The sequence below is a fragment of the Mycobacterium celatum genome, assembly GCF_002101595.1.
Classification (GTDB): Bacteria; Actinomycetota; Actinomycetes; order Mycobacteriales; family Mycobacteriaceae; genus Mycobacterium; species Mycobacterium celatum.
In genome coordinates, this window is sequence record NZ_LQOM01000014.1 from 12,643 (window position 1) to 34,510 (window position 21,868).

General features: G+C 69.0%; 20 protein-coding genes and 2 riboswitches. Of the genes, 11 read left to right on the forward strand and 9 right to left on the reverse strand.

Translation table 11 applies throughout. From position 1 onward, the window contains the following. The first annotated feature begins 71 nt into the window (after positions 1 to 71). From AWB95_RS02370 to AWB95_RS02420, 11 genes are all read left to right on the forward strand, one after another. Entirely contained in the window at positions 72 to 674 is a 603-nt protein-coding gene (locus AWB95_RS02370; protein ID WP_085167587.1) for a CDP-alcohol phosphatidyltransferase family protein, read from the forward strand. Further along, complete coding sequence (locus tag AWB95_RS02375; protein ID WP_085167589.1) at positions 667 to 1,578, forward strand: DUF881 domain-containing protein; 912 nt, start codon at positions 667 to 669, stop codon at positions 1,576 to 1,578. Before AWB95_RS02370 ends, AWB95_RS02375 begins: the two co-directional genes overlap by 8 nt. Positions 1,579 to 1,609: 31 nt before the next feature. Further along, complete coding sequence (locus AWB95_RS02380) at positions 1,610 to 1,942, forward strand: small basic family protein (protein ID WP_062541418.1); 333 nt, start codon at positions 1,610 to 1,612, stop codon at positions 1,940 to 1,942. Between the two features lie 12 nt (positions 1,943 to 1,954). Next, positions 1,955 to 2,788: a DUF881 domain-containing protein gene (locus AWB95_RS02385; protein WP_062541417.1), complete on the forward strand. Its 834-nt coding sequence runs from the start codon at positions 1,955 to 1,957 to the stop codon at positions 2,786 to 2,788. A gap of 36 nt (positions 2,789 to 2,824) precedes the next feature. Then, a complete protein-coding gene (gcvH, locus tag AWB95_RS02390) occupies positions 2,825 to 3,220 on the forward strand; it encodes a glycine cleavage system protein GcvH (protein ID WP_062541416.1) in 396 nt (131 codons plus the stop codon). 157 nt (positions 3,221 to 3,377) lie between these two features. Beyond that, the gene (gene garA, locus AWB95_RS02395; protein WP_045383152.1) at positions 3,378 to 3,848 is read left to right on the forward strand and encodes a glycogen accumulation regulator GarA; all 471 of its coding nucleotides are present in this window, start codon (positions 3,378 to 3,380) and stop codon (positions 3,846 to 3,848) included. Beyond that, positions 3,848 to 4,591 carry a transcriptional regulator FtsR gene (gene ftsR, locus AWB95_RS02400; protein WP_062541415.1) on the forward strand — a complete coding sequence of 248 codons (744 nt, stop codon included), beginning with the start codon at positions 3,848 to 3,850 and terminating at the stop codon, positions 4,589 to 4,591. Before garA ends, ftsR begins: the two co-directional genes overlap by 1 nt. A 95-nt stretch (positions 4,592 to 4,686) precedes the next feature. Beyond that, positions 4,687 to 5,181: a bifunctional nuclease family protein gene (locus AWB95_RS02405; protein ID WP_062541414.1), complete on the forward strand. Its 495-nt coding sequence runs from the start codon at positions 4,687 to 4,689 to the stop codon at positions 5,179 to 5,181. Positions 5,182 to 5,397: 216 nt separating this feature from the next. Continuing rightward, on the forward strand, positions 5,398 to 6,015 hold the full coding sequence (locus AWB95_RS02410; RefSeq protein ID WP_062541413.1) for a MerR family transcriptional regulator: 618 nt from the start codon (positions 5,398 to 5,400) through the stop codon (positions 6,013 to 6,015). Positions 6,016 to 6,126: 111 nt separating this feature from the next. Further along, positions 6,127 to 6,225, forward strand: a riboswitch (glycine riboswitch). Between the two features lie 2 nt (positions 6,226 to 6,227). Further along, a riboswitch (glycine riboswitch) is annotated at positions 6,228 to 6,349 on the forward strand. Positions 6,350 to 6,382: 33 nt separating this feature from the next. Further along, complete coding sequence (gcvP, locus tag AWB95_RS02415) at positions 6,383 to 9,208, forward strand: aminomethyl-transferring glycine dehydrogenase (RefSeq protein ID WP_085167591.1); 2,826 nt, start codon at positions 6,383 to 6,385, stop codon at positions 9,206 to 9,208. Between the two features lie 14 nt (positions 9,209 to 9,222). After that, the gene (locus tag AWB95_RS02420) at positions 9,223 to 9,597 is read left to right on the forward strand and encodes a VOC family protein (protein ID WP_062540294.1); all 375 of its coding nucleotides are present in this window, start codon (positions 9,223 to 9,225) and stop codon (positions 9,595 to 9,597) included. Between the two features lie 3 nt (positions 9,598 to 9,600). Here the strand turns inward: AWB95_RS02420 and AWB95_RS02425 are convergent, their stop codons facing one another. From AWB95_RS02425 to AWB95_RS02465, 9 genes are all read right to left on the reverse strand, one after another. Further along, positions 9,601 to 11,658: a substrate-binding domain-containing protein gene (locus AWB95_RS02425; RefSeq protein ID WP_085167593.1), complete on the reverse strand. Its 2,058-nt coding sequence runs from the start codon at positions 11,656 to 11,658 to the stop codon at positions 9,601 to 9,603. After that, positions 11,658 to 13,847: a malate synthase G gene (locus AWB95_RS02430; protein WP_062541741.1), complete on the reverse strand. Its 2,190-nt coding sequence runs from the start codon at positions 13,845 to 13,847 to the stop codon at positions 11,658 to 11,660. The genes AWB95_RS02425 and AWB95_RS02430 overlap by 1 nt, the downstream gene beginning before the upstream one ends. A gap of 62 nt (positions 13,848 to 13,909) precedes the next feature. After that, a complete protein-coding gene (locus tag AWB95_RS02435) occupies positions 13,910 to 14,773 on the reverse strand; it encodes a 3-methyladenine DNA glycosylase (RefSeq protein WP_420799392.1) in 864 nt (287 codons plus the stop codon). Continuing rightward, positions 14,766 to 15,830 carry a hemolysin family protein gene (locus AWB95_RS02440; RefSeq protein WP_085167595.1) on the reverse strand — a complete coding sequence of 355 codons (1,065 nt, stop codon included), beginning with the start codon at positions 15,828 to 15,830 and terminating at the stop codon, positions 14,766 to 14,768. The genes AWB95_RS02435 and AWB95_RS02440 overlap by 8 nt, the downstream gene beginning before the upstream one ends. Beyond that, the gene (locus AWB95_RS02445; protein WP_062539607.1) at positions 15,830 to 17,185 is read right to left on the reverse strand and encodes a hemolysin family protein; all 1,356 of its coding nucleotides are present in this window, start codon (positions 17,183 to 17,185) and stop codon (positions 15,830 to 15,832) included. Before AWB95_RS02445 ends, AWB95_RS02440 begins: the two co-directional genes overlap by 1 nt. Before the next feature lie 173 nt (positions 17,186 to 17,358). Then, the gene (locus AWB95_RS02450; RefSeq protein WP_062539606.1) at positions 17,359 to 18,795 is read right to left on the reverse strand and encodes a GuaB1 family IMP dehydrogenase-related protein; all 1,437 of its coding nucleotides are present in this window, start codon (positions 18,793 to 18,795) and stop codon (positions 17,359 to 17,361) included. A gap of 15 nt (positions 18,796 to 18,810) precedes the next feature. Next, on the reverse strand, positions 18,811 to 20,259 hold the full coding sequence (gene gndA, locus AWB95_RS02455) for an NADP-dependent phosphogluconate dehydrogenase (RefSeq protein WP_062539605.1): 1,449 nt from the start codon (positions 20,257 to 20,259) through the stop codon (positions 18,811 to 18,813). 117 nt (positions 20,260 to 20,376) lie between these two features. Next, entirely contained in the window at positions 20,377 to 21,327 is a 951-nt protein-coding gene (locus tag AWB95_RS02460; protein WP_085167596.1) for a M56 family metallopeptidase, read from the reverse strand. Positions 21,328 to 21,341: 14 nt separating this feature from the next. Next, positions 21,342 to 21,758 carry a BlaI/MecI/CopY family transcriptional regulator gene (locus tag AWB95_RS02465; RefSeq protein ID WP_062540168.1) on the reverse strand — a complete coding sequence of 139 codons (417 nt, stop codon included), beginning with the start codon at positions 21,756 to 21,758 and terminating at the stop codon, positions 21,342 to 21,344. Positions 21,759 to 21,868 lie beyond the last annotated feature (110 nt).

Below are 21,868 nucleotides of genomic sequence, written 5' to 3' on the forward strand. Positions count from 1 at the left end.
AGGGCTAGCGGCGATGCAGAGCGCGGATCGCGATGAGGAGGAGCCGGGCAATTCGGCTAGGGTCACGGCTCATGGGGCCCTCAGGCGCGCGCGATCGGGTTCTGACCGTGCCGAACGTCCTGAGCGGGATCCGGCTGGTCTTGATCCCGGTCTTCTACTATCTGCTGCTGGTTGCGCACGCCGACGCCTGGGCGGTGGCAATCCTGGTGTTCAGCGGCGCGTCGGACTGGGCCGACGGCAAGATCGCCCGGCTGCTGGACCAGTCGTCGCGGCTCGGGGAGTTGCTCGATCCGGCGGTCGACCGGCTTTACATGGTGAGCATCCCGGTCGCGTTCGGGCTGCGCGGCATCGTGCCGTGGTGGATCATCGCGGTGTTGTTCGCGCGCGACGCTCTGCTGGCCGCCGAGCTCCCGGTGCTGCGCACCCGCGGGTTCACCGCGCTACCCGTGCTGTACATCGGTAAGGCCGCGACGTTCGCGCTGATGTCGGCTTTTCCGCTGATCCTGCTGGGCCAGTGGGACGCGCAGTGGAGCCGGGTCATACTCGCCTGCGGCTGGGCGTTTTTGATCTGGGGCCTCTACATGTACCTGTGGTCGTTCATCTTGTACGTGGCGCAGATGGTCTTGGTGGTACGCCGACTGCCCAGGGTGCAGGCCGGAGGCGCTCATGGGTAACCCGACGCTCGGCGGCTACGACCCCGACGCCGGCCGCAACGTGCACGAGGCGGGGCGCCCACAGCTCATCCCCGTGCCGTCGCTGCTGCGCGCCCTGCTCTCCGAACATCTGGACCCCGGTTACGCGGCGGCGGCCGCCCGGCGGGAGCGCGCGGACGTGCCGCGAAGCCGAGTTGCCGGCTGGATTTGGCAGGCGCTGGCGGCGTTGCTGGTGGCGGCGGTGTTCGCCGCGGCCGTCGCGCAGGCCCGGCTGGTGGCGCCCGGCGTCAGTTCCGTCCAGCAGGTGCTGCTGCGCAGCGTGCGCGCCGAGGAGACCTCCACCGGTGAGCTGAGTGCGCGCCGCAACGCGCTGGCGGCACAGGTCGACGACGTTCAGCGGCGCACGCTCGTCGACGACGCCGAGGGTCAGCGGCTGCTCGCCAGCCTCGACGCGCTCAGCCTGGCCGCCGCCAGCGGCCCGGTGATCGGGCCGGGGCTCGTCGTGACGGTGACCGACCCGGGCGCCGGGCCCAACCTCTCCGATGTCTCTAAGCAACGCGTCGCCGGAAGCCGACAGATCATCTTGGACCGCGACCTGCAGCTCGTCGTCAATTCGTTGTGGGCCAGCGGCGCCGAGGCGATCGCCGTCGGCGGTGTGCGGATCGGGCCCAACGTGACCATCCGGCAAGCGGGCGGCGCGATCTTGGTCGACAATAACCCGGTCGGCAGCCCGTACGCGATCCTCGCGGTGGGGCCACCGCACGCCATGCAGGATGCCTTCGACCGCAGTCCGGGCCTGCACCGCCTGCGGCTGCTGGAGGCCTCCTATGGTGTGGGTGTCAACGTGAGTGCCCGCGACGGGCTCACGCTGCCCGCCGGCGCGCTCCGAGATGTCAAGTTCGCCAAAGAGATTGGGTCTTCGTGAGGAAAACATCAGCTGCAAGAGGCAGGCGCGGATGATCGGTGTTGCGGCGCTGGCCGTCGGCATCGTGCTGGGGCTCGTCTTTCACCCCAGCGTGCCGGAGGCCATCCAACCGTATTTGCCCATCGCGGTCGTCGCGGCTCTCGACGCGGTCTTCGGCGGACTGCGGGCCTATCTGGAACGCATCTTCGACCCGAAGGTCTTCGTGGTGTCGTTCGTGTTCAACGTGTTGGTGGCCGCGCTGATCGTCTACGTCGGTGACCAATTGGGCGTCGGCACACAGCTATCCACGGCGATCATCGTGGTGCTGGGCATCCGCATCTTCGGCAATGCGGCCGCGCTGCGGCGCCGGCTGTTCGGGGCCTGAGTTTAGGGCGGCATGAGCGACTCCGACGCCAAAGACGCAGCGCCCCAGCCGGATACGGCTGAGGGTGAGCACCATGGCCGGCACGAGTTGCCGCCGCACCACCCCCGGCCCGAGATCGGTCAGCTTCAGCCGCGGGGGCTTTCGGGACTCCTGCGACGCGGCCGCACGCTGTTCGGCGCACTGGCCGCCCTGTTGTGCCTGCTGCTGGGCGTCGCGATCGTCACCCAGGTGCGCCAGAACGAATCCGGCGACGCCCTGGACACCGCCCGCCCTGCCGACCTGCTGGTCCTGCTGGATTCGCTGCGGCAACGCGAGGCCACGCTCAACACCGAAGTGGCCGAACTGCAACGCACGCTGTCGGCGTTGCAGGCATCGGGCAGCAGCGACCAGGCCGCCATCGAAAACGCCCAGGCCAGGCTCGCCGCATTGTCGATCCTGATCGGCACCGTCGGTGCTACCGGTCCCGGCGTCACCGTGACGATCGACGACCCGGGGCCGGGGGTGGCGCCGGAGGCGATGCTCGACGTGATCAACGAACTGCGGGCCGCCGGCGCCGAAGCCCTGGAGATCCGGGACAAGCAGCAGGCCGTGCGGGTCGGCGTCGACACCTGGGTGATCGGCGCTCCGGGTGCGCTGACCATGGACGGCAAAACCCTGTCACCGCCGTATTCGATTCTGGCCATTGGTGATCCGCCAACCTTGGCCGCCGCGATGAACATTCCCGGTGGCGCCGTCGACAGCGTCAAACGGGTCGGCGGCACGATGTCGGTGCAACAAGCCGACCGGGTCGACGTCACCGCCTTGCGACAACCAAAACCACGCCAATACGCTCAGCCCGTCAAGTGAGCCGCCAGCGAAGTAATCGAGTAGAACAGGAACACCGTGAGCGATATCCCGCCCGACCTGCATTACACCGCCGAACACGAGTGGGTTCGCCGCACCGGCGACGACACCGTGCGTGTGGGGATCACCGACTTCGCGCAGTCGGCGCTTGGTGACGTGGTGTTCGTGCAGTTGCCCGACGTGGGCACCGATCTCACCGCGGGCGAGTCGTTCGGCGAAGTGGAATCGACCAAGTCGGTGTCGGATCTCTACGCGCCCGTCTCAGCGAAAGTCGTTGCCGTAAACGGCGATCTGGAAAGCAGCCCGCAACTGGTGAACTCCGACCCGTATGGTGCGGGGTGGCTGGTGGACCTCCAGCTGGACGGCGCGGCCCTCGAAGAGAGCTTCGCCGAGCTGCTGGACGCCGAGGCCTACCGCGGCACGCTGACCGAATGAGAATTGTTAGGGTGCCATGCCAGCCGCCGATCCGGCGGTGGTGGGCACATTGCGGACCGGTGCGCGGTACGGTCGACACATCGACGGTGAAGCAGGTGGGAAACCGGCCGGCCGGGCCCGATCAGACAGCGCCACAGCGGCCAGTGAGGAGCAGCGGGTGACGGAAAAGGACAACGACCAGACCTCTGACGAAGTGACGGTGGAGACGACATCCGTCTTCCGGGCCGACTTCCTCAATGAACTGGACGCTCCCGCGCAAGCGGGCGCCGAGAGCGCGGTGTCCGGCGTCGAAGGTCTGCCGGCCGGTTCGGCGTTGCTGGTCGTCAAACGCGGACCCAACGCGGGCTCGCGCTTCCTGCTCGACCAGCCGGTCACGTCGGCCGGCCGCCATCCCGACAGCGACATCTTCCTCGACGACGTCACCGTGAGCCGTCGGCATGCCGAATTCCGGCTGGAGAGCGACGAGTTCCACGTCGTCGACGTCGGCAGTCTCAACGGTACCTATGTCAACCGCGAGCCGGTCGATTCGGCGGTGCTGGCCAACGGCGACGAAGTTCAGATCGGCAAGTTCCGCCTGGTGTTTCTGACCGGCCCGAAGCCCGGTGACGACGGGGGACCGGGAAGCTAGTGACGGCGCCGGATACCCCCGGGCTGGCCGGGATGTCGATCGGAGCGGTTCTCGAGGCGCTGCGACCGGACTTCCCGGATGTGACGATCTCCAAGATCCGCTTTTTGGAGGCCGAGGGCCTGGTGACGCCGCAGCGCGCCGCATCGGGGTATCGCCGGTTCACTGCCTACGACTGTGCCCGGTTGCGGTTCATCCTGACCGCGCAGCGGGACCACTACCTACCGCTGAAGGTGATCAAGGCGCAGCTGGACGCCCAGCCCGACGGCGAGCTGCCGCCGTCCGGATCGCCTTACGGCGTACCGCGATTGGTCTCGGTCAACGACGGCGCGCCCGGCCCCGACCCGGCCGCGGTAGGACCCACCCGGGTGCGGCTGAGCCGCGAGGACCTGCTGGAGCGCTCCGGGGTGGACGAGGCGATGCTGACCGCCCTGCTCAAGGCCGGCGTGATCACCACCGGGCCGGGCGGCTTCTTCGACGAGGACTCGGTGGTGATCCTGCAATGCGCGCGGGCGCTGTCGGAGTACGGTGTCGAGCCGCGTCATCTGCGGGCTTTCCGCTCGGCGGCCGATCGCCAATCCGACCTCATCGCGCAGATCGCCGCGCCTCTTCTCGGGGCGGGCAAGGCTGGCAAGGCCGGTGCCCGCGACCGCGCGGACGATTTGGCGCGTGAGGTTGCCGCGCTGGCGATCACGTTGCACACGTCGTTGGTCAAGTCGGCCGTGCGCGACGTACTTCACCGTTAAAGGACTAGACTTTTCCTTGACAGCTTGGTGACCGGCGGCCGCGACGCCGGACCAGGTCTCGGGACACGGCAGCACGTTGCGGAGGGCAGACACAGATGGGTGAAGTTCGCGTGGTCGGCATTCGCGTCGAGCAGCCGCAGAACCAGCCGGTGTTGCTGCTGCGCGAGGCCAACGGTGACCGCTATCTGCCGATCTGGATCGGCCAGTCCGAGGCCGCGGCGATCGCCCTGGAGCAGCAGGGCGTCGAGCCGCCCCGGCCGCTGACCCACGACCTGATCCGGGATCTGATTGCCGCGCTTGGCCATTCACTCAAAGAGGTGCGGATCGTCGACCTGCAGGAAGGCACCTTCTACGCCGACCTGGTCTTCGACCGCAATATCACCGTGTCGGCGCGCCCGTCGGACTCCGTGGCCATTGCGCTGCGAGTCGGGGTGCCGATCTACGTCGAGGAGGCGGTGCTCGCCGAGGCGGGTTTGCTGATTCCCGACGAGAGCGACGAGGAGCCCAGCAGCGCGGTCCGCGAGGACGAGGTGGAGAAGTTCAAGGAGTTTCTGGACAGCGTGTCGCCCGACGATTTCAAGGCCACCTGAGCGGCGACCGCACAAGATCACAGAAGCGTCTCATCTGGGAGTTCGAGCTCGACACGCCCGCCGGATGGCATGGGGGTGATCGCCGCGACGGCCATACTTTGATGTCGACGGCCAACACGACAGCGAGTCGAAAAGCGTATGCTCACAAGCACTCGGCCTGAGCAAACGCGGCTGCCGGGCAGCCATGAACGAGCGCGATCGGCGAGAGGAAGCACTGTGAGCGACCAACCACGTCAGGATCAGTTGGACCTCGAGACCGGCCCCGCCACCGCAGACGATCCGGCGCCGGCCGAACCCGTGCAAGCCGGGCTGTTCCCCGACGACTCAGTGCCCGACGAGCTGGTCGGCTACCGCGGACCCAGCGCCTGCCAGATCGCCGGAATCACCTACCGTCAGCTGGACTACTGGGCCCGCACCTCGCTGGTGGTCCCGTCCATTCGTAGCGCGGCCGGATCCGGCAGCCAGCGGCTGTACTCGTTCAAGGACATCCTGGTCCTCAAGATCGTCAAGCGGTTGCTGGACACCGGCATCTCGCTGCACAACATCCGCGTCGCCGTCGACCACCTGCGCCAGCGCGGCGTGCAGGACCTGGCCAACATCACGCTGTTCTCCGACGGCACCACGGTGTACGAGTGCACCTCCGCCGAGGAGGTCGTCGACCTGCTTCAGGGCGGGCAGGGCGTGTTCGGCATCGCCGTCTCCGGGGCCATGCGCGAGCTGACCGGAGCCATCGCCGACTTCCCGGGCGAACGCGCCGACGGCGGCGAGTCGATCGCCACGCCGGAGGACGAGCTGGCCTCCCGTCGCAAGCACCGCGACCGCAAGATCGGCTGAGCGCACCCTTTCCGGTCAGCGTGCGTGTCGCCGGTCGACACGCCGGACTTTTTGCCGGGTTTACGCACCCTCGCACCGTGGGAAAGCGCCCCGGTAGACTGGCTCCCGCATCGCGCTCAAGCGGGAGAGTTCCGTCGCCGCCAGCTACGGACGCCGAAGGAGCAACACCTCTCCGTCAACCTCTCAGGCACCCAGGACCGCGCGAGATAACGATGCCTCTGGAAAGCGGTGACGGCCCGTCGGGTCGCCGCCCGCCGATGGGGAAAGGCGCCCGCCGACACAGCGGCGCCGAATCTCTCAGGCGCCCGGCGTGGGTAGCGACAGAGGGAGAGGGCACGCAGGCCTCTACCCATGTCAGGAGTCCCCAGTGTCCGACCGCACCACTTTCGCCGACCGGCACATCGGCCCCGACGACCAAGCCATCGCGGGGATGCTCGACGTCATCGGGGTCGACTCGCTCGACGAGCTGGCACGCCGCGCCCTGCCGAACGGCATCCTCGACGCGCCGACCGACTCCGGTGCCGCGCCCGGCCTGGACAGGCTGCCGCCGCCCGCCACCGAGACCGAGGCGCTGGCCGAGCTGCGGCAGATGGCCGACGCGAACAGCGTCGCGGTGTCGATGATCGGCCAGGGCTATTACGACACGCTGACGCCGCCGGTGCTGCTGCGCAACATCATGGAGAACCCGGCCTGGTACACCGCCTACACGCCGTACCAACCGGAGATCAGCCAGGGCCGGCTGGAGGCGCTGCTGAACTTCCAGACCATGGTGGCCGATTTGACCGGCCTGGAGATCGCCAACGCCTCGATGCTCGACGAGGGCACCGCAGCCGCCGAGGCGATGACGCTGATGCACCGCGCGGCTAAGGGCAGCTCGCACCGGCTGGCCGTCGACACCGACCTGTTCGGCCAGACCGTGGCCGTGCTGGCCACCCGCGCCGAGCCGCTGGGCATCGAGATCGTCACCGCCGACCTGCGCAATGGGCTGCCCGACGGGGAGTTCTTCGGCGTCATCACCCAGCTGCCCGGCGCCAGCGGCCGGATCACCGACTGGACCGCGCTGATCAAGCAGGCCCACGAGCGTGGCGCGCTGGTGGCCGTCGGCGCCGACCTGTTGGCGTTGACCTTGATCACCCCGCCCGGTGAGATCGGCGCCGACGTCGCATTCGGCAGCAGTCAAAGATTCGGTGTGCCAATGGGTTTCGGCGGCCCGCACGCGGGATACCTGGCGGTGCACGCCAAGCACGCTCGCCAGCTGCCGGGCCGGCTGGTCGGGGTGTCGGTCGACGCCGACGGGGCACCGGCCTACCGGCTGGCGCTGCAGACCCGCGAGCAACACATCCGTCGCGACAAGGCGACGTCGAACATCTGCACCGCCCAGGTGCTGCTGGCGGTGATGGCGGCGATGTATGCCAGCTACCACGGCGCCGACGGGCTGGCCGCGATCGCCCGCCGCGTGCACGGTTACGCCGAGCAGATCGCCGCCGCGCTGGGCGATGCGCTGGTGCACGAGGCGTTCTTCGACACCGTGCTGGCGCGGGTGCCGGGCCGGGCGGCGCAGATCCAGGCCGCCGCGAAGGCCAGGGGTATCAACGTGTGGCGGGTCGATGACGACCACGTCTCGGTGTCCTGCGACGAGGCGACCACCGACGAGCACGTCGCCGCGGTGCTGGCGGCGTTCGGGGTGCGGCCGGCTGCGCCGGATTTCACCGGGATCGAGACCCGCAAGTCGGAATTCCTGACGCATCCGGCCTTCAGGCGCCACCGCACGGAGACGTCGATGATGCGGTACCTGCGCACGCTGGCCGACAAGGATCTGGCGTTGGACCGCAGCATGATTCCGCTGGGCTCGTGCACGATGAAGCTCAACGCCGCCGCCGAGATGGAGCCCATCACCTGGCCGGAGTTCGCCCGGCTGCACCCGTTCGCCCCGCCCTCCGACAGCGCCGGGCTGCGCGAGCTGATCGCCCAGCTGGAGACCTGGCTGGTGCAGTTGACCGGCTACGACGCGGTATCGCTGCAACCCAACGCCGGTTCGCAGGGCGAGTACGCGGGCCTGCTGGCGATCCACGCCTACCACGCCAGCCGCGGTGAACCGCACCGCGACGTGTGCCTGATCCCGTCGAGTGCGCACGGCACCAACGCCGCATCGGCCGCGCTGGCCGGCCTGCGGGTGGCGGTGGTGGCCTGTCGCGACAACGGCGACGTCGACCTCGACGACCTGCGCGCCAAGGTCGCCGAACACGCCGACCGGCTGTCCACGCTGATGATCACCTACCCGTCGACGCACGGGGTCTACGAGCACGACATCGCCGAAATCTGTGCCGCGGTGCACGACGCCGGCGGCCAGGTCTACGTCGACGGCGCCAACCTCAACGCGCTGGTCGGGTTGGCCCGGCCCGGGAAGTTCGGCGGCGACATCAGCCACCTCAACCTGCACAAGACGTTCTGCATCCCGCACGGCGGCGGCGGCCCCGGCGTGGGGCCCGTCGCGGCCCGCGCGCACCTGGCGCCGTTCCTGCCCGGCCATCCGCTCGCCCCCGAACTGCCGCAGCGCCCGCCGGTGTCGTCGGCGCCCTACGGATCGGCATCGATCCTGCCGATCACCTGGGCCTACCTGCGGATGATGGGAGCCGACGGCCTGCGCAAAGCGTCGCTGACCGCGATCGCCTCGGCCAACTACATCGCCCGCCGGCTCGACGAGTACTACCCGGTGCTCTACACCGGCGAGAATGGCATGGTCGCCCACGAGTGCATCCTGGATCTGCGGCCGATCACCAAAGCGACCGGCGTGACCGTCGACGATGTGGCAAAACGCTTGGCGGACTATGGCTTTCACGCCCCGACCATGAGCTTCCCGGTGTCCGGCACGCTGATGGTGGAGCCCACCGAGAGCGAGAGCCTGGCCGAGGTCGACGCCTTCTGCGAGGCGATGATCGCAATTCGCGCCGAGATCGACAAGGTGGGGGCCGGGGACTGGTCGGTCGAGGACAACCCGCTGCGCGGCGCGCCGCACACCGCCGAGTGTCTGCTCGTCGACAAGTGGGAGCACTCCTACACCAGGGAACAGGCCGCCTATCCGCTCGGCAAGGCCTTCCGGCCCAAGGTGTGGCCGCCGGTCCGTCGCATCGACGGCGCCTACGGCGATCGCAACCTGGTCTGCTCGTGCCCACCGGTGGAGGCCTACGCCTAGCTACCGTGTAGTGCATGCCCCGCATCGACTACGTCATCCACTACGCCGAGTCGCTGCAGCGGTCGGTGCCGTTCTACCGCGACGTGATCGGCCTGCCGGTGCGCATCGAGGGCGACGGCTACGTCGAGTTCGCCACCGACAACACCAAATTCGCGCTTTTCGAGCGGTCGAAGCTGCCGATGCTCATCGGCCGCGAGGGTGGCGACCCGCCGTGCAGCGAGATCGGCTTTCTGGTCGACGACGTCGACCACGAAGCGGAGCGGCTGCGCGGGCTCGGTGCCGAGATCCTCACCGGACCGGTCGACCGGCCGTGGCACGAACGGACGCTGCACATCGCCGACCCGGATGGCAACGTCGTCGAATTCGCGCAGAAGCTCCCGCCCGGCTGAGCCTCAGCCCAGGAAGGTGGTGACCGCCGCGGTCAGGTCGGGGGAGGCCGACGTCGCCAGGTTCTGGTAGCTGCCGCCGGACAGCTGCGCGACGGCCTCCCAGGTCGACCGGTCGGGATCGGCGCCGAAGTCGATGACGTTGACGGCCACCGGTTTGGCCGGGTCGGCGCTTCGCCGGATGAAGTCCTGAAGACCCGCGCCGTCGAGCGTCTGGTCGGTGTGCGGCCCGGCCGTGATCACCAGCACCGAATTGGTATGGCCGTCAAGGAAATTCGCCTGCGCAGCCTGGTAGACCATCCGCAGCGTGGTGAACGACACCGCCCCGCCGGCCGACGAATACTGCTTGTCCAGCGCCGCGGTGAGCGCGGCCGAACGGGGCTGGCCGTCGAGCTGATCGTCCAACGGGCCGGTCGACACCTCGGTGCGCCCCTCCTTGCCGTCGAACGTCCACAGTCCGATGACCGAGCTGGGCGGCAGCGCGCGAATCCGGTTGTCAAGTGCTGCAACCACATTGGCCAGCCGCGACTTGCCGCCCTCGTCAGTGGTCATGGACTGGTCGAGCATGATGGTGGCGGCCGGACCGTTCGACGGCGCGCTGAGCGTGCTGGCCAGGGTGGCCCGCATCGCGTCGTCGCCCACCGACAACGTCGACGGCAGCGTCGCGAAATCGGTGACATCACTGCTGGGCGGCTTGACGCCCTCGGCGCGGAAACCGGCCTTGGCCAGCTCGGCGAGCTGGTCGGACTTGTGCATGAACCGGGCGAACGCGCTGGCCGCCGTCACCTGCTCCTCCGACAGCCACGAACCGCTGAGCAGCACCGTCGGATAGTCGGCGACTGCGGCCGGCCCGGGCGGCAGCCACGAGGCCAGCGAGCTGGAGGCGTCGGGAACAGACTGGCCACGCTCGAACAGCTGCTGCTCGGTGGTGACGACGGCGTGCACCGGCGCACCGGCCGGGTCGCCGGATTTCAGGAGGGCGTTCATCGCCTCGTCCAGCGAGCTGTCGGGCAGCTTCGGCTGAGCGTCCACCAGTGTGCGCACGGCGCCGGTGCCCGCGGTGGGCGGCGCGCCGTGCGGCGCCGACGCCGCGGCCACCGCCTCGGCCGCCAGATATGCCGCGTCGCCGTTGCCGCTCGTCGGCAGTGCCAGCCGCAACGACCCCCAGCCCGGCAGCTTCAGCGGGGCCAAGCTGTCGGGTTTGGTCTGTAGCCCGGGCAGCGTCGACCAATTCTGGCTGCCCAGCGCGCGTTGCAGTTCGGGTCGCACCGCCAGCAGCACCGGCGATTTGACCAGCGAGCGGCTGTCCGTGACCGTTTGCTGCCCGGCGGTGGCCGTCAGTCGGGCAGCCGACACCGAGCTGCCCGGAATCCACAGGCCGGGCCGCGGACCGAGTTCGTCCGGCCAGTTCCCGACGAACCCGCTGATGACGGCGTCGGAACCCGCGGATTTGACGCTGACCGCCACACAGCGATCGCCCACCGGCGTCGCCGTGGCGTTGTAGCGCTCAGCGAGCTTGGCCACCGGCTCGGCAATCGACGGATCGGCGATGACGGCGACCGTGTCCTTGCCGGCGATGCACCGCCCCGCGGCGGTGTGGGAGCGATGCGACAACGCATCCCCGAAAAATCGCCACAGAATGACCGCGGCGACCACCACCACGACCGCCACCAGCGCAGCGATCACACCGATGCTGACGCCGCGTCGTCCGCCGTCGCTGCGGTGGCGGCGCACCCAGTCGGCGGCGCCGCGATGGCCGCCACGACTCGGCGGCGGGGTCGGCGGCTGCTGGGCCAGACGCGCGAATTCGGGGTAGTCGTCGGGTTCTTCGGCGGCTCCCGCATAGCGCTGGTCCACGGGCTCGTCGGGGTACTCGTCGAAGTCGGCATACCCCGGGTCGTCGGGAAGCTCGTCGGGGTACTCGTCGGCGCCCTGATCGGCGTAGCGTCGCCGGGTGCCCCCGGAATCGCCCGGGGGCCAACCGGTGTCGTGATCGTCGGACTCGACGTAGTGGTCCGGTCCGTCCTCGGACTCGTCGGGGTCCGGAATGCTGTGCCTACCCATCAGGCACTCGAGCGGGCCTTAAATTCGCGACGGCGCCGGTGCAGAATCGGCTCGGTGTAGCCGTTGGGCTGCTGGGCGCCGGACAGGATCAGCTCCTCGGCGGCGAGGAAGGCGATGCTGTCGTCGAAGTTGGGCGCCATCGGCAAATACGCCGGGTCGCCGGCGTTCTGCTGATCCACCATCGGGGCCATCCGCTCCAGGCCGGCGCGCACATCCTCGGCGGTGATCACGCCGTGCTTTAGCCAGTTGGCTAGCAGCTGGCTCGAAATCCGAAGTGTCGCACGGTCTTCCATCAACGCAACATTGTGGATGTCGGGCACCTTGGAGGAGCCGACGCCTTGGTCGATCCAGCGCACCACGTAGCCCAGGATGGACTGGCAGTTGTTGTCGACCTCCTCGCGGATCTCCTCGGGCGCCCAGGCCAGTTCCTCGGCGGCCAGCGGGATGGTCAGCAGCGCATCGATGGTGGCGCGTTTCTTGCCGGCCAGTTCCTTTTGCACCGCGACCACGTCGACGTAGTGGTAGTGCATGGCGTGCAGGGTGGCCGCGGTCGGTGAGGGCACCCATGCGGTGCTGGCGCCAGCCTTGGGCTGGGCGATCTTCTGCTCGACCATGTCGGCCATCAGCTCGGTCATGGTCCACATGCCCTTGCCGATCTGGGCGTGCGCCGCGAATCCGGTGGCCAGACCGGTGTCGACGTTGTTGTCCTCGTAGGCCAGGATCCACGGCTGGGTCTTCATGGCGCCCTTGCGCACCATCGGCCCGGCCTCCATCGAGGTGTGGATCTCGTCGCCGGTGCGGTCCAGGAAACCGGTGTTGATAAAGACGATACGATCCCGTGCCGCTTTGATGCAGGCCTTCAGGTTGACGGTGGTGCGTCGCTCCTCGTCCATGACGCCGACCTTGAGGGTCTTCTGTGGCAGCCCGAGCACGTCCTCGACCCGGCTGAACAGCTCGGTGGTGAACGCCACCTCGTCGGGGCCGTGCATCTTCGGCTTGACGATGTAGATCGAGCCGGTGCGGCTGTTGACCAGCGGGCCGTTGCCGTCGGAGGCCTTCAGCCCATGGATCGCGCACAGCCCGGTGAACAGCGCGTCCTGGATGCCCTCGAACACCTCGTTGCCGTCGGCGTCGACGATCGCGTCGTTGGTCATCAAATGACCGACGTTGCGCACGAACAGCAGCGCCCGTCCGGGCAGGGTGAACTCGCTGCCGTCGGGCGCGGTGTAGGTGCGGTCGGAGTTGAGCACCCGGGTGAACGTCTTGCCGTCCTTGTCCACCTCGGCGGACAGATCGCCCTTGTTCAGGCCCAGCCAGTTGCGGTAGGCGCGGGTCTTGTCGTCGGCGTCGACGGCGGCCACCGCGTCCTCGAAGTCGATGATCGTGGTGACCGCCGACTCCAGCACCACGTCCTTGATGCCGGCGCGGTCGGTCTTGCCGACCGGCGACTCCGGGTCGACCAGGATCTCGATGTGTAGGCCGTTGTTGACCAGCAGCACCGACCAGGCGGGGTCGCCGAGCTGCCCGGTGTAGCCGGCGAACTTCTCCGGGCTGGCCAGCCCGACGGTTCCTTCGCTGGTGGCGACCTTCAGCTGGCCGTCGTCGACGGACAGCCCGGTGGCGTCGGCCCATGAGCCGGATTCCAGCGGGACCGACTCGTCGAGGAACGTGCGGGCGTAGGCGATCACCTTGTCGCCGCGCACCTTGTTGTAACCGCTGCCCTGCTCGGCGCCGTCGGTCTCCGGGATGACGTCGGTGCCGTACAGCGCGTCGTACAGGGAGCCCCAGCGGGCGTTGGCGGCGTTCAGCGCGAACCGCGCATTGGTCACCGGCACCACCAGCTGCGGCCCGGCCGTCGTGGTGATCTCGGGGTCGACGTCGGCGGTGGTGATCGTGAAGTCGTCGGGTTCGGGCAGCAGGTAACCGATTTCGGTGAGGAACTGCCGGTAGGCCTCGGCGTCGTGCGGTTCGATGACGCGGTGGCGGTGCCATTTGTCGATCTGGGCCTGCAGCTCGTCGCGGCGCGCGAGCAGGTCGCGGTTCTGCGGGGAGAGATCGGTGACCACCTTGTCGACACCGGCCCAGAAGCTGTCGGGGTCGATGTCGGTGCCGGGCAGAGCTTCGGTATTGATGAAGTCGTAGAGCACCTTGGCAACGCGCAGGTTCCCAACCGGCACGCGATCTGTCATCTTTTTTCTCCTCGGTTCCTCTGCACTCGGCAATTAACTCAGCCTACCGGCCAGTAGCCTGATTACCCGCACCCGGCGGCCCGCAGCAGCAGGTCACACCGGGCCGACAGCGCCGCCCGCAGGGGAGCGGCGCGCAGCATGATGGCGCGCTGGCAACGCACGTACTCGGCGCGGCCGGCGCTGTGCTCGACGGCGATCGGTGTGTACCCGTAGCTGCGAAGGTCATACGGGCTGGCCCGCATGTCGACTTCGCGCGCCGCCGCGGCCAGTTCCAGGCAGTCCAGCAGCAGCTCAGAGTCGATCAGCGGGCTCAGCTTGTAACACCATTTATACAAATCCATGTTGGAGTGCAGACACCCGGGCTGCTCCCAGTCGGGCTGGGTGGCGCGGCTGGGTGCACCGGCGTTGCGCGACGCCGCCTCCGTGGTGAAGAAGCGAAACGCGTCGAAGTGGCTGCAGCGCAGGGTCTCGGCGTCGACGACGGCGTCGGTGCCCGCGGCACCGAGCCGCAGCGGCACCCGGTCGTGGCGCACGGCGCCGGACCGGTACACCATCGCCCACTCGTGCAGCCCGAAGCAGTTCAGCCGGGCCCGTCGCTGCGCGGTCGCGCGCTGCAGCCGCGCCACAAACCGCAGCGTGTCCAGCCGGCTGCGCAGGAAGGCGTCGCTCACTGTGACGCCGTCTGTGTAGACCGCGTAGCCGCGCCGGCCGCGGTAGCGCCGGACCGCCTGGTCGCCGGCCAGCCGCGCGCCATAGCCGGGATGCCAGCAGCGCAGCTGCCCGGGACGCAGGCTGTAGTAGCTGAACAGGAAGTCCCACACCGGATGCGGCTCGCCGGGACGGTGCGAACTTAGGAAGGTCTCGACGCGCCCGCGATAGGCCTGCGCCCGGGCCATCCACTGGTCGGGTTCAAGCAGTTCAGACACGGTGCGTCCCGTCGCGCACGGTGCCGACCAGATCCTCGACCAGGTCCTCCAGCGCCACCATCGCGACCACGGCGCCGTCGCCGCCGGTGACCAACGCCAAATGGCTTTTGCTGCGGCGCATCCGCGACAGCGCCTCGGGCAGCAGCATCGACTCGGGCACCTCGGGCAGTGGTCGCACGATCGCCGGGTCGATCACCGCGTGCGAATCCGCGTCGTCGTTCAAGCCCAGCGACAGCAGATCCTTGATGTGCAGATAGCCGATGAAGCTGCCGTCGACGCCGGTCACCGGAAACCGGGAGTAGCCGGTATCGGTCAACGCCTGCTCGACCGCCTGGACCGTCGGCCCGCGGCCGGCGCCGGCCACCGGCACCGCCCTGATGTCGGCGACCGGCACCGCGACGTCGGCAACCACCCGGTTGCGGATTTGCAGGGCGCGGGTGAGCCGGGTGTGCTCCTCGGGGTCGAGCAAGCCCTCGGACACCGATTCGGCGATCATCTCCGACAGCTCGACGGTGGAAACCGTGACGTCGAGCTCGTCGCGCAACGGGACACCCAGCGCCCGCAGTATCGTGCTGGCGCACCCGTTGTAGAACGCGATGAACGGGCGGGCGGCCCGCACATAGACCAGGTAGGCCGGGATCAACAGCATCGCCGCCTTCTCCGGGCCGGCGATCGCGATGTTCTTCGGGACCATTTCGCCGAGCAGCACATGCAGCGTCACCACGATCGCGAGGGCGATCACGAACGACACCGTGTGCAGCAGCGCATGGGAAAGCCCGGCCGCGCCGAACGCCGTCTGCAGCAGGTCGGCGACCGCAGGCTCGCCGATCCGGCCGAGCAGGATCGACGCCACCGTGATGCCCAGCTGGGCGCCGGCGAACATCAGCGGCAGCTGCTCGCCGGCCCGGATCACGGTGATCGCGCTGGACCTGCCCTGTTCGGCCAGCGCTTCGAGCCGGTCCCGGCGCACCGAGATCAGCGAGAACTCGGCGCCGACGAAGAACGCGTTGGCGCCCACCAGCAGGATGGTCGCCACGATGGCCAGCACGTCGGTCATCAGCCCGACCGCCCCGAATCGCGGCCCAGTTCGGTCAGTTCCAGCACGTCGATGCGCCGGCCGTCCATCCGCACCACCTTGGCTCGCCAGCGGGCCGGTCGCTCCGAGGGTCCCTCGGGCTCGAACGCCGTCAATTCCACCGCTTCCCCGGCCACCGGAATGCGGCCGAGCTCCTGGAGCACCAGCCCGCCGATCGTGTCGTATTCGCCCTCGGGGGCGCGATAACCGGTGGCGGCGGCCACCTCGTCGATGCGCAACAACCCGGACACCCGCCACCCGTTGCCGGCGGCGACCACGTGGGGGGTGGCGTCGTCGTGCTCGTCGCGGACGTCGCCGACGATTTCCTCGATGAGATCCTCGACGGTGAGCATGCCCGCGGTGCCGCCGTATTCGTCGACGACAAGGGCCGTTTGCAGACCGTTGGCGCGGATCTGGGACATCAGCGCATCGCCGTCCAGCGTGGACGGCACCACGGCGACCGGCTGCGCGACGGCGGTGAGCGGCGTGCGCGCCCGTTCGGCGGCCGGCACTTCGAAGACCTGCTTGACGTGCACGATGCCGACGGTCTCGTCGAGGTCGCCGTCGATGATCGGGAAGCGGGAAAAGCCGGTCTCGGTGGCGGTGGCCACCAGGTCGGCGACGGTGTTGTCTTTTTGCAGCGCAACGATTTTCGACCGCGGCGTCATCAGCTCCTCGGCGGTCAGCGTGCCGAACTGCAGCGACCGGTGCACCAGCGCCGCGGTCACCGGGTCCAGCGCGCCGCTGCGCGCCGAGCTGCGCACCAGCGACACCAGTTCGGCCGGCGAACGGGCCGACCGCAGCTCCTGGGCCGGCTCGATGCCCAGCCCGCGCAAGATCCAGTTCGCCGTGCCGTTGGTCAGCCGGATCGCCGGGGTCATCACCAGCGAGAACAACAGCTGGACACCTGCGACGCAACGGGCGGTCGGCAGCGGCCGGGCGATTGCGATGTATTTGGGCACCAGCTCGCCCAACACCATCGACAGCGACGTGACGACCACCAGGGCCACGAACGCGATCACCGCGTCGGCGATCCGGTGCGGCACCCCCAGCGCATCCATCGCCGGGTGTGGCAACTCGGCCACCAGCGGCTCGGTCAGGTAACCGGTGACCAGGGTGGTGATCGAGATGCCCAGCTGCGCGCCGGACAGCTGAAACGACAGCGTGTGGTGAGCGCGCTGCACGTAGCGGTCGCGCCGAGCGCCGCCACGGGCGTTGGCCTCGACGGTGCTGCGCTCGAGCGTGGTCAGCGAGAATTCGGCGGCGACGAACATCGCAGTGCCCGCGGTGAGCACCACGATCGCCAGCAGGCTGAGCAGGGTGACGAGGAGGTTCATCGGGAGCCGAATCCGCCGGGCCGCCAGCCCGGCCGCCTAGAAACCGGCTCCTCGGATTCCGCACACGGCCCCTCGGCCCGGAAGCCAACGGCCTCGACGGGTGCCTGCGGCACGTGATCCCTTCCCCTCGCTGCGGCTGCGCGTGAAGTTCACATCCTAGCGAAAAGCCTTGCTCACCAGCCGAACGGCAGCGGATGTCCCTCGGCGAAACCCGCCGCGGACTGGATCCCGACCACCGCCCGCTCGTGCAGTTCGGGCAGCGTCGACGCGCCGACGTAGGTGCAGGTGCTGCGCACCCCGGAGGTGATGTGGTCGATCAGGTCCTCAACACCACCGCGCGCCGCGTCCAAAGCCATGCGCGAGGTGGAGATCCCCTCTTCGAACAACGCCTTGCGGGCCCGGTCGAACGCGCTGTCGGCCGCGGTGCGGGCCACCACCGCGCGCTTGGACGCCATCCCGTAGCTCTCCTTGTACGGCTGGTCGTCGCGGTCTCGCATGAGGTCGCCGGGCGACTCGTACGTACCTGCGAACCACGATCCGATCATCACGTTCGACGCGCCGGCCGCCAGCGCCAGCGCCACGTCGCGCGGGTGACGCACCCCGCCGTCGGCCCACACGCGGCCGCCGAGTTGCCTTGCCGCCGAAGCGCATTCGAGCACGGCGGAAAATTGCGGACGACCGACGCCGGTCATCATCCGGGTCGTGCACATAGCGCCGGGACCGACACCGACTTTGACGATGGTCGCGCCGGCGGACAGCAGATCCCGCGTCCCTTCCGCCGACACCACGTTGCCGGCCACCAGCGGTACGCCCAGATCCAGCGACGACACCGCTTTGATCGCGTCCAACGCCTTGACCTGGTGCCCGTGCGCGGTGTCGACCACCAGCACGTCGACGCCGGCCTCGACGAGGCCCTGAGCCTTGGCGGCCACGTCGCCGGTGATGCCGACGGCCGCCGCGACTCGTAGCCGGCCCGCGGAATCCACTGCCGGGGTATAGATCCCCGCCCGGATGGCCCCGGTGCGGGTCAGGACACCGGCCAGGGTGCCGTCGGCCGCGGTCAGCACGGCGACGTCGACGGGGGCGTGCTCGAGCAGGTCGAAAACCGTTCGCGGCTCGGTGCCCACCGGCGCGCTGACGAAGTCGGTGGTCGCGACGTCGCGCACCCGGGTGAAGCGGTCGACCCCCGCGCAGGACGCCTCGGTGACCAGGCCGATCGGGCGGCCCTCGAAGACCACCACCGCCGCGCCGTGCGCGCGCTTGTGGATCAGCGCCATGGCGTCGGACACCGAATCGTCGGGCGCCAGCATCACCGGCGTGTCGACCACTAGGTCGCGGCTCTTGACGAAGTCCACCGTCTGTTGCACCGCGGTGATCGGAAGGTCTTGCGGCAGAACGACAATCCCGCCGCGGCGGGCCACCGTCTCGGCCATCCGCCGACCCGCGACCGCCGTCATGTTGGCCACCACCACCGGGATCGTGGTGCCCGAGCCGTCGTCCGTGGACAGATCGACGTCGAACCGCGACGCCACGTCCGACCGGTTCGGGACGATGAAGACGTCGTCGTAGGTCAGGTCATAGCCGGGTCGGTGCCCGTCCAGAAACCTCATCGATATCGATTGTCCTTAAGCCGGTACTTCGCTGCGATCCCCACTCCAAAGCGTGTGGAACTTACCCGGCGCGTCGATGCGCCCGTAGGTGTGCGCGCCGAAGAAGTCGCGCTGCGCCTGGGTGAGCGCGGCGGGCAGTCTTGCGGTGCGCAGGGCGTCGTAATACGACAGCGCCGAGGAGAATCCCGGAATCGGGATACCCAGCCGGGTGGCGGTGCACACCACCCGGCGCCAGCTGTCGATCGCCGATTCGACGGCGCTGCGGAAATACGGTGCGACGAGCAGGCTCGCCAGATCGGGGTCGGCGTCGAACGCTTCCTTGATGCGGTTGAGGAACTTCGCCCGGATGATGCAGCCGCCGCGCCAGATGGTCGCCAGGTCGCCGGGGGTGATGTTCCAGCCGTATTGGGCGCTGCCGGCCTGAATCTGGTTGAACCCTTGCGAATACGCGACGATCTTCGAGGCATACAGCGCCTGCCGGACGTCCTCGGTGAAGGTCTCCGGGTCGGTGGGCCGCTCGCCGAGGCGGCCCGACGCCAGACCCACGGCGGCCTTGCGCTGCTCGACCGATCCGGACAGCGCGCGGGCGAACACCGCCTCGGCGATCCCGGTCACCGGCACGCCGAGATCCAGCGCCGACTTGACGGTCCAGCGGCCGGTGCCTTTCTGCTCGGCCTCATCGAGGATGACGTCGACCAGCGGCTTGCCGGTCTTGGCGTCCACCTGGCGAAGCACCTCGGCGGTGATCTCGACCAGGTAGCTGTCCAGGTCGCCGCCGTTCCACTCGGTGAAGATGTCGGCGATCTGCGGCGCGGTCAGGCCCAGCCCGTCGCGCAGCAGTTGGTAGGCCTCGCCGATCAGCTGCATATCGGAGTACTCGATGCCGTTGTGCACCATTTTGACGAAGTGGCCGGAGCCGTCTGGGCCGATGTGGGTACAGCACGGCACGCCGTCGACGTGTGCGGAGATCTCCTCGAGCAGCGGGCCCAGCGACTTGTAGGACTCCGCCGGGCCGCCGGGCATGATCGACGGCCCGTTCAGCGCGCCCTCTTCGCCGCCGGAGATGCCCGCGCCGACGAAGTGCAGCCCACGTTCGGCCATCGCCTTCTCGCGGCGGATGGTGTCGGTGTAGAGCGCGTTGCCGCCGTCGATGATGATGTCGCCTTCTTCCATCGCGTCGGCGAGTTCGTTGATGACGGCGTCGGTGGCCTCACCGGCCTTGACCATGATCAGCACCCGGCGCGGCTTTTCCAGCGCGGCCAGGAATTCCGGGATGGTCTCGCTGCGCACAAAATTCCCTTCGGCGCCATGCTCTTTCAGCAGCGCGTCGGTCTTGGCGACGGACCGGTTGTGCAGCGCGACGGTGTAGCCGTGCCGGGCGAAGTTGCGGGCGATGTTCGACCCCATGACCGCCAGCCCGGTCACCCCGATCTGCGCACTACCGTTCGACTGCGACGAGCTCATGTATCCGCCTCTCGGATTCGGGGGCCATGCCAAAGCCTTGCACCGAACACTGTGGCACAGGGCTCGTTTCGGCGGCGACCCGCTGCGCCCGGCTCCGCCGCGCTTGCGATGGTCGGGCTAGCCGATGAACAGCCGTTCCAGTTCGGTCAGCCACGGCACGGCCAGCGCGATCGTCGGGACCACCAGCACGGCGGCCGCCGCCAGGTAGGCGCCGATCGACAGCATCACGCTGTTGCCGCGTCCGGACAGCCGGCGCACCCGCACCACCGTTGTCGGCCCGCCTGCCGCCAGCGCTCCCGACGGCGTGCGCCCGGACGCGCAGGCCACCAACGCGCGGGCCAGGGGAGTACGGCCAACCACCCGCACCGCGGCGTCGTCGGCGAGCAGCTCGACGAGCAACTGCACCGAGTTCAGCGCGCTGGTGCTGCGCACAATCCGCGGAAAGGCAGCGCGTACGGCGGTGAACGCTTCCAGCACGAGGTCATGGCGGGCACGCAGGTGCGCCCGCTCGTGGCTGAGGATGGCCGCGACCTCGGCGTCGGTGAGGCTGGTCAGTGCCCCCTCGCTGAGCACCACGCGGCTGCGGACGCCGGGCAGGCAGTAGGCGAGCGGTTGCGCCACCTCCAGGATTCGCAAATCGCGCGGTCGGGAGCCGGCCCGTGCGGGCATCGCGTCGTGGCCGACGCCGAGCAGGTCGACGAGCATCCGGTGGTGGGCCCGTCGGCGCCGAGTGGCGATGGCGACCCGCAGCACGGCAACGGCCAGCCGCGCGCCGACCAGGACGGTGATCGCGAAAACGCTGACATAGGCCACCCATAGCGGCCAGCCGAGCCGTCCGATGTCACCGAGGACGCTTGCCGTGGGCCGCCCGTCGGGTCCGGGCATCAGCAGCCGGCTGGCGATCGCGATACCGGCGCTGAACGCCGAGAGCACCGCAGCGACGGCGATCGCCTGCCACAACACCATCGCTGCCCGGGGTGCGCGCAACGGCCAGGTCGCTCGTGCCAGGAGGGCCGGCACCGGGCCGACCAGCAGCACCGCGAGGATGGTGAAGGCCAGCGCGGACACGCTGCCAGTCTCCCTCAGTCCTCGGCTTGATCGCCAGCGGTTGGGGCGTCGGGATGGCCGGATTCCAATTCGTCGAGTGCCCGCCGCAGCGCCTCTGCCTCGTCGGCGCCGACGCGCTCGACGAAGTGCACCAGCGCCGCCTGCCGGCTGCCGGAATCCGCGGCCTGATCCAGCGCGTCGACCATCAGCCCGGCGACCAGCTCGTCGCGGCCATGCACCGGTGTGTAGCGGTGCGCACGGTCGTCGCGGATTTGGGAGACCAAGTTCTTTTTGGCCAACCGCTGCAGGACGGTCATCACCGTCGTGTAGGCCAGGTCGCGCCGCACAGACAACGCTTCATGCACTTGGCGGACAGTTTGGGGTTCCGGCGCAGACCACAGGTGGTCCATCACCGCCCGTTCGAGATCCCCCAGACGCGTCAGCTTAGCCATATCCGTTCATCTCCTGAGCAATGACGCAAGCGTACTCCGGCTTACTACCGACCGTCGTACCAAGCGTTCTGCCGTCACCCGCCCAATCCATCGTGACACGACCTATCGAC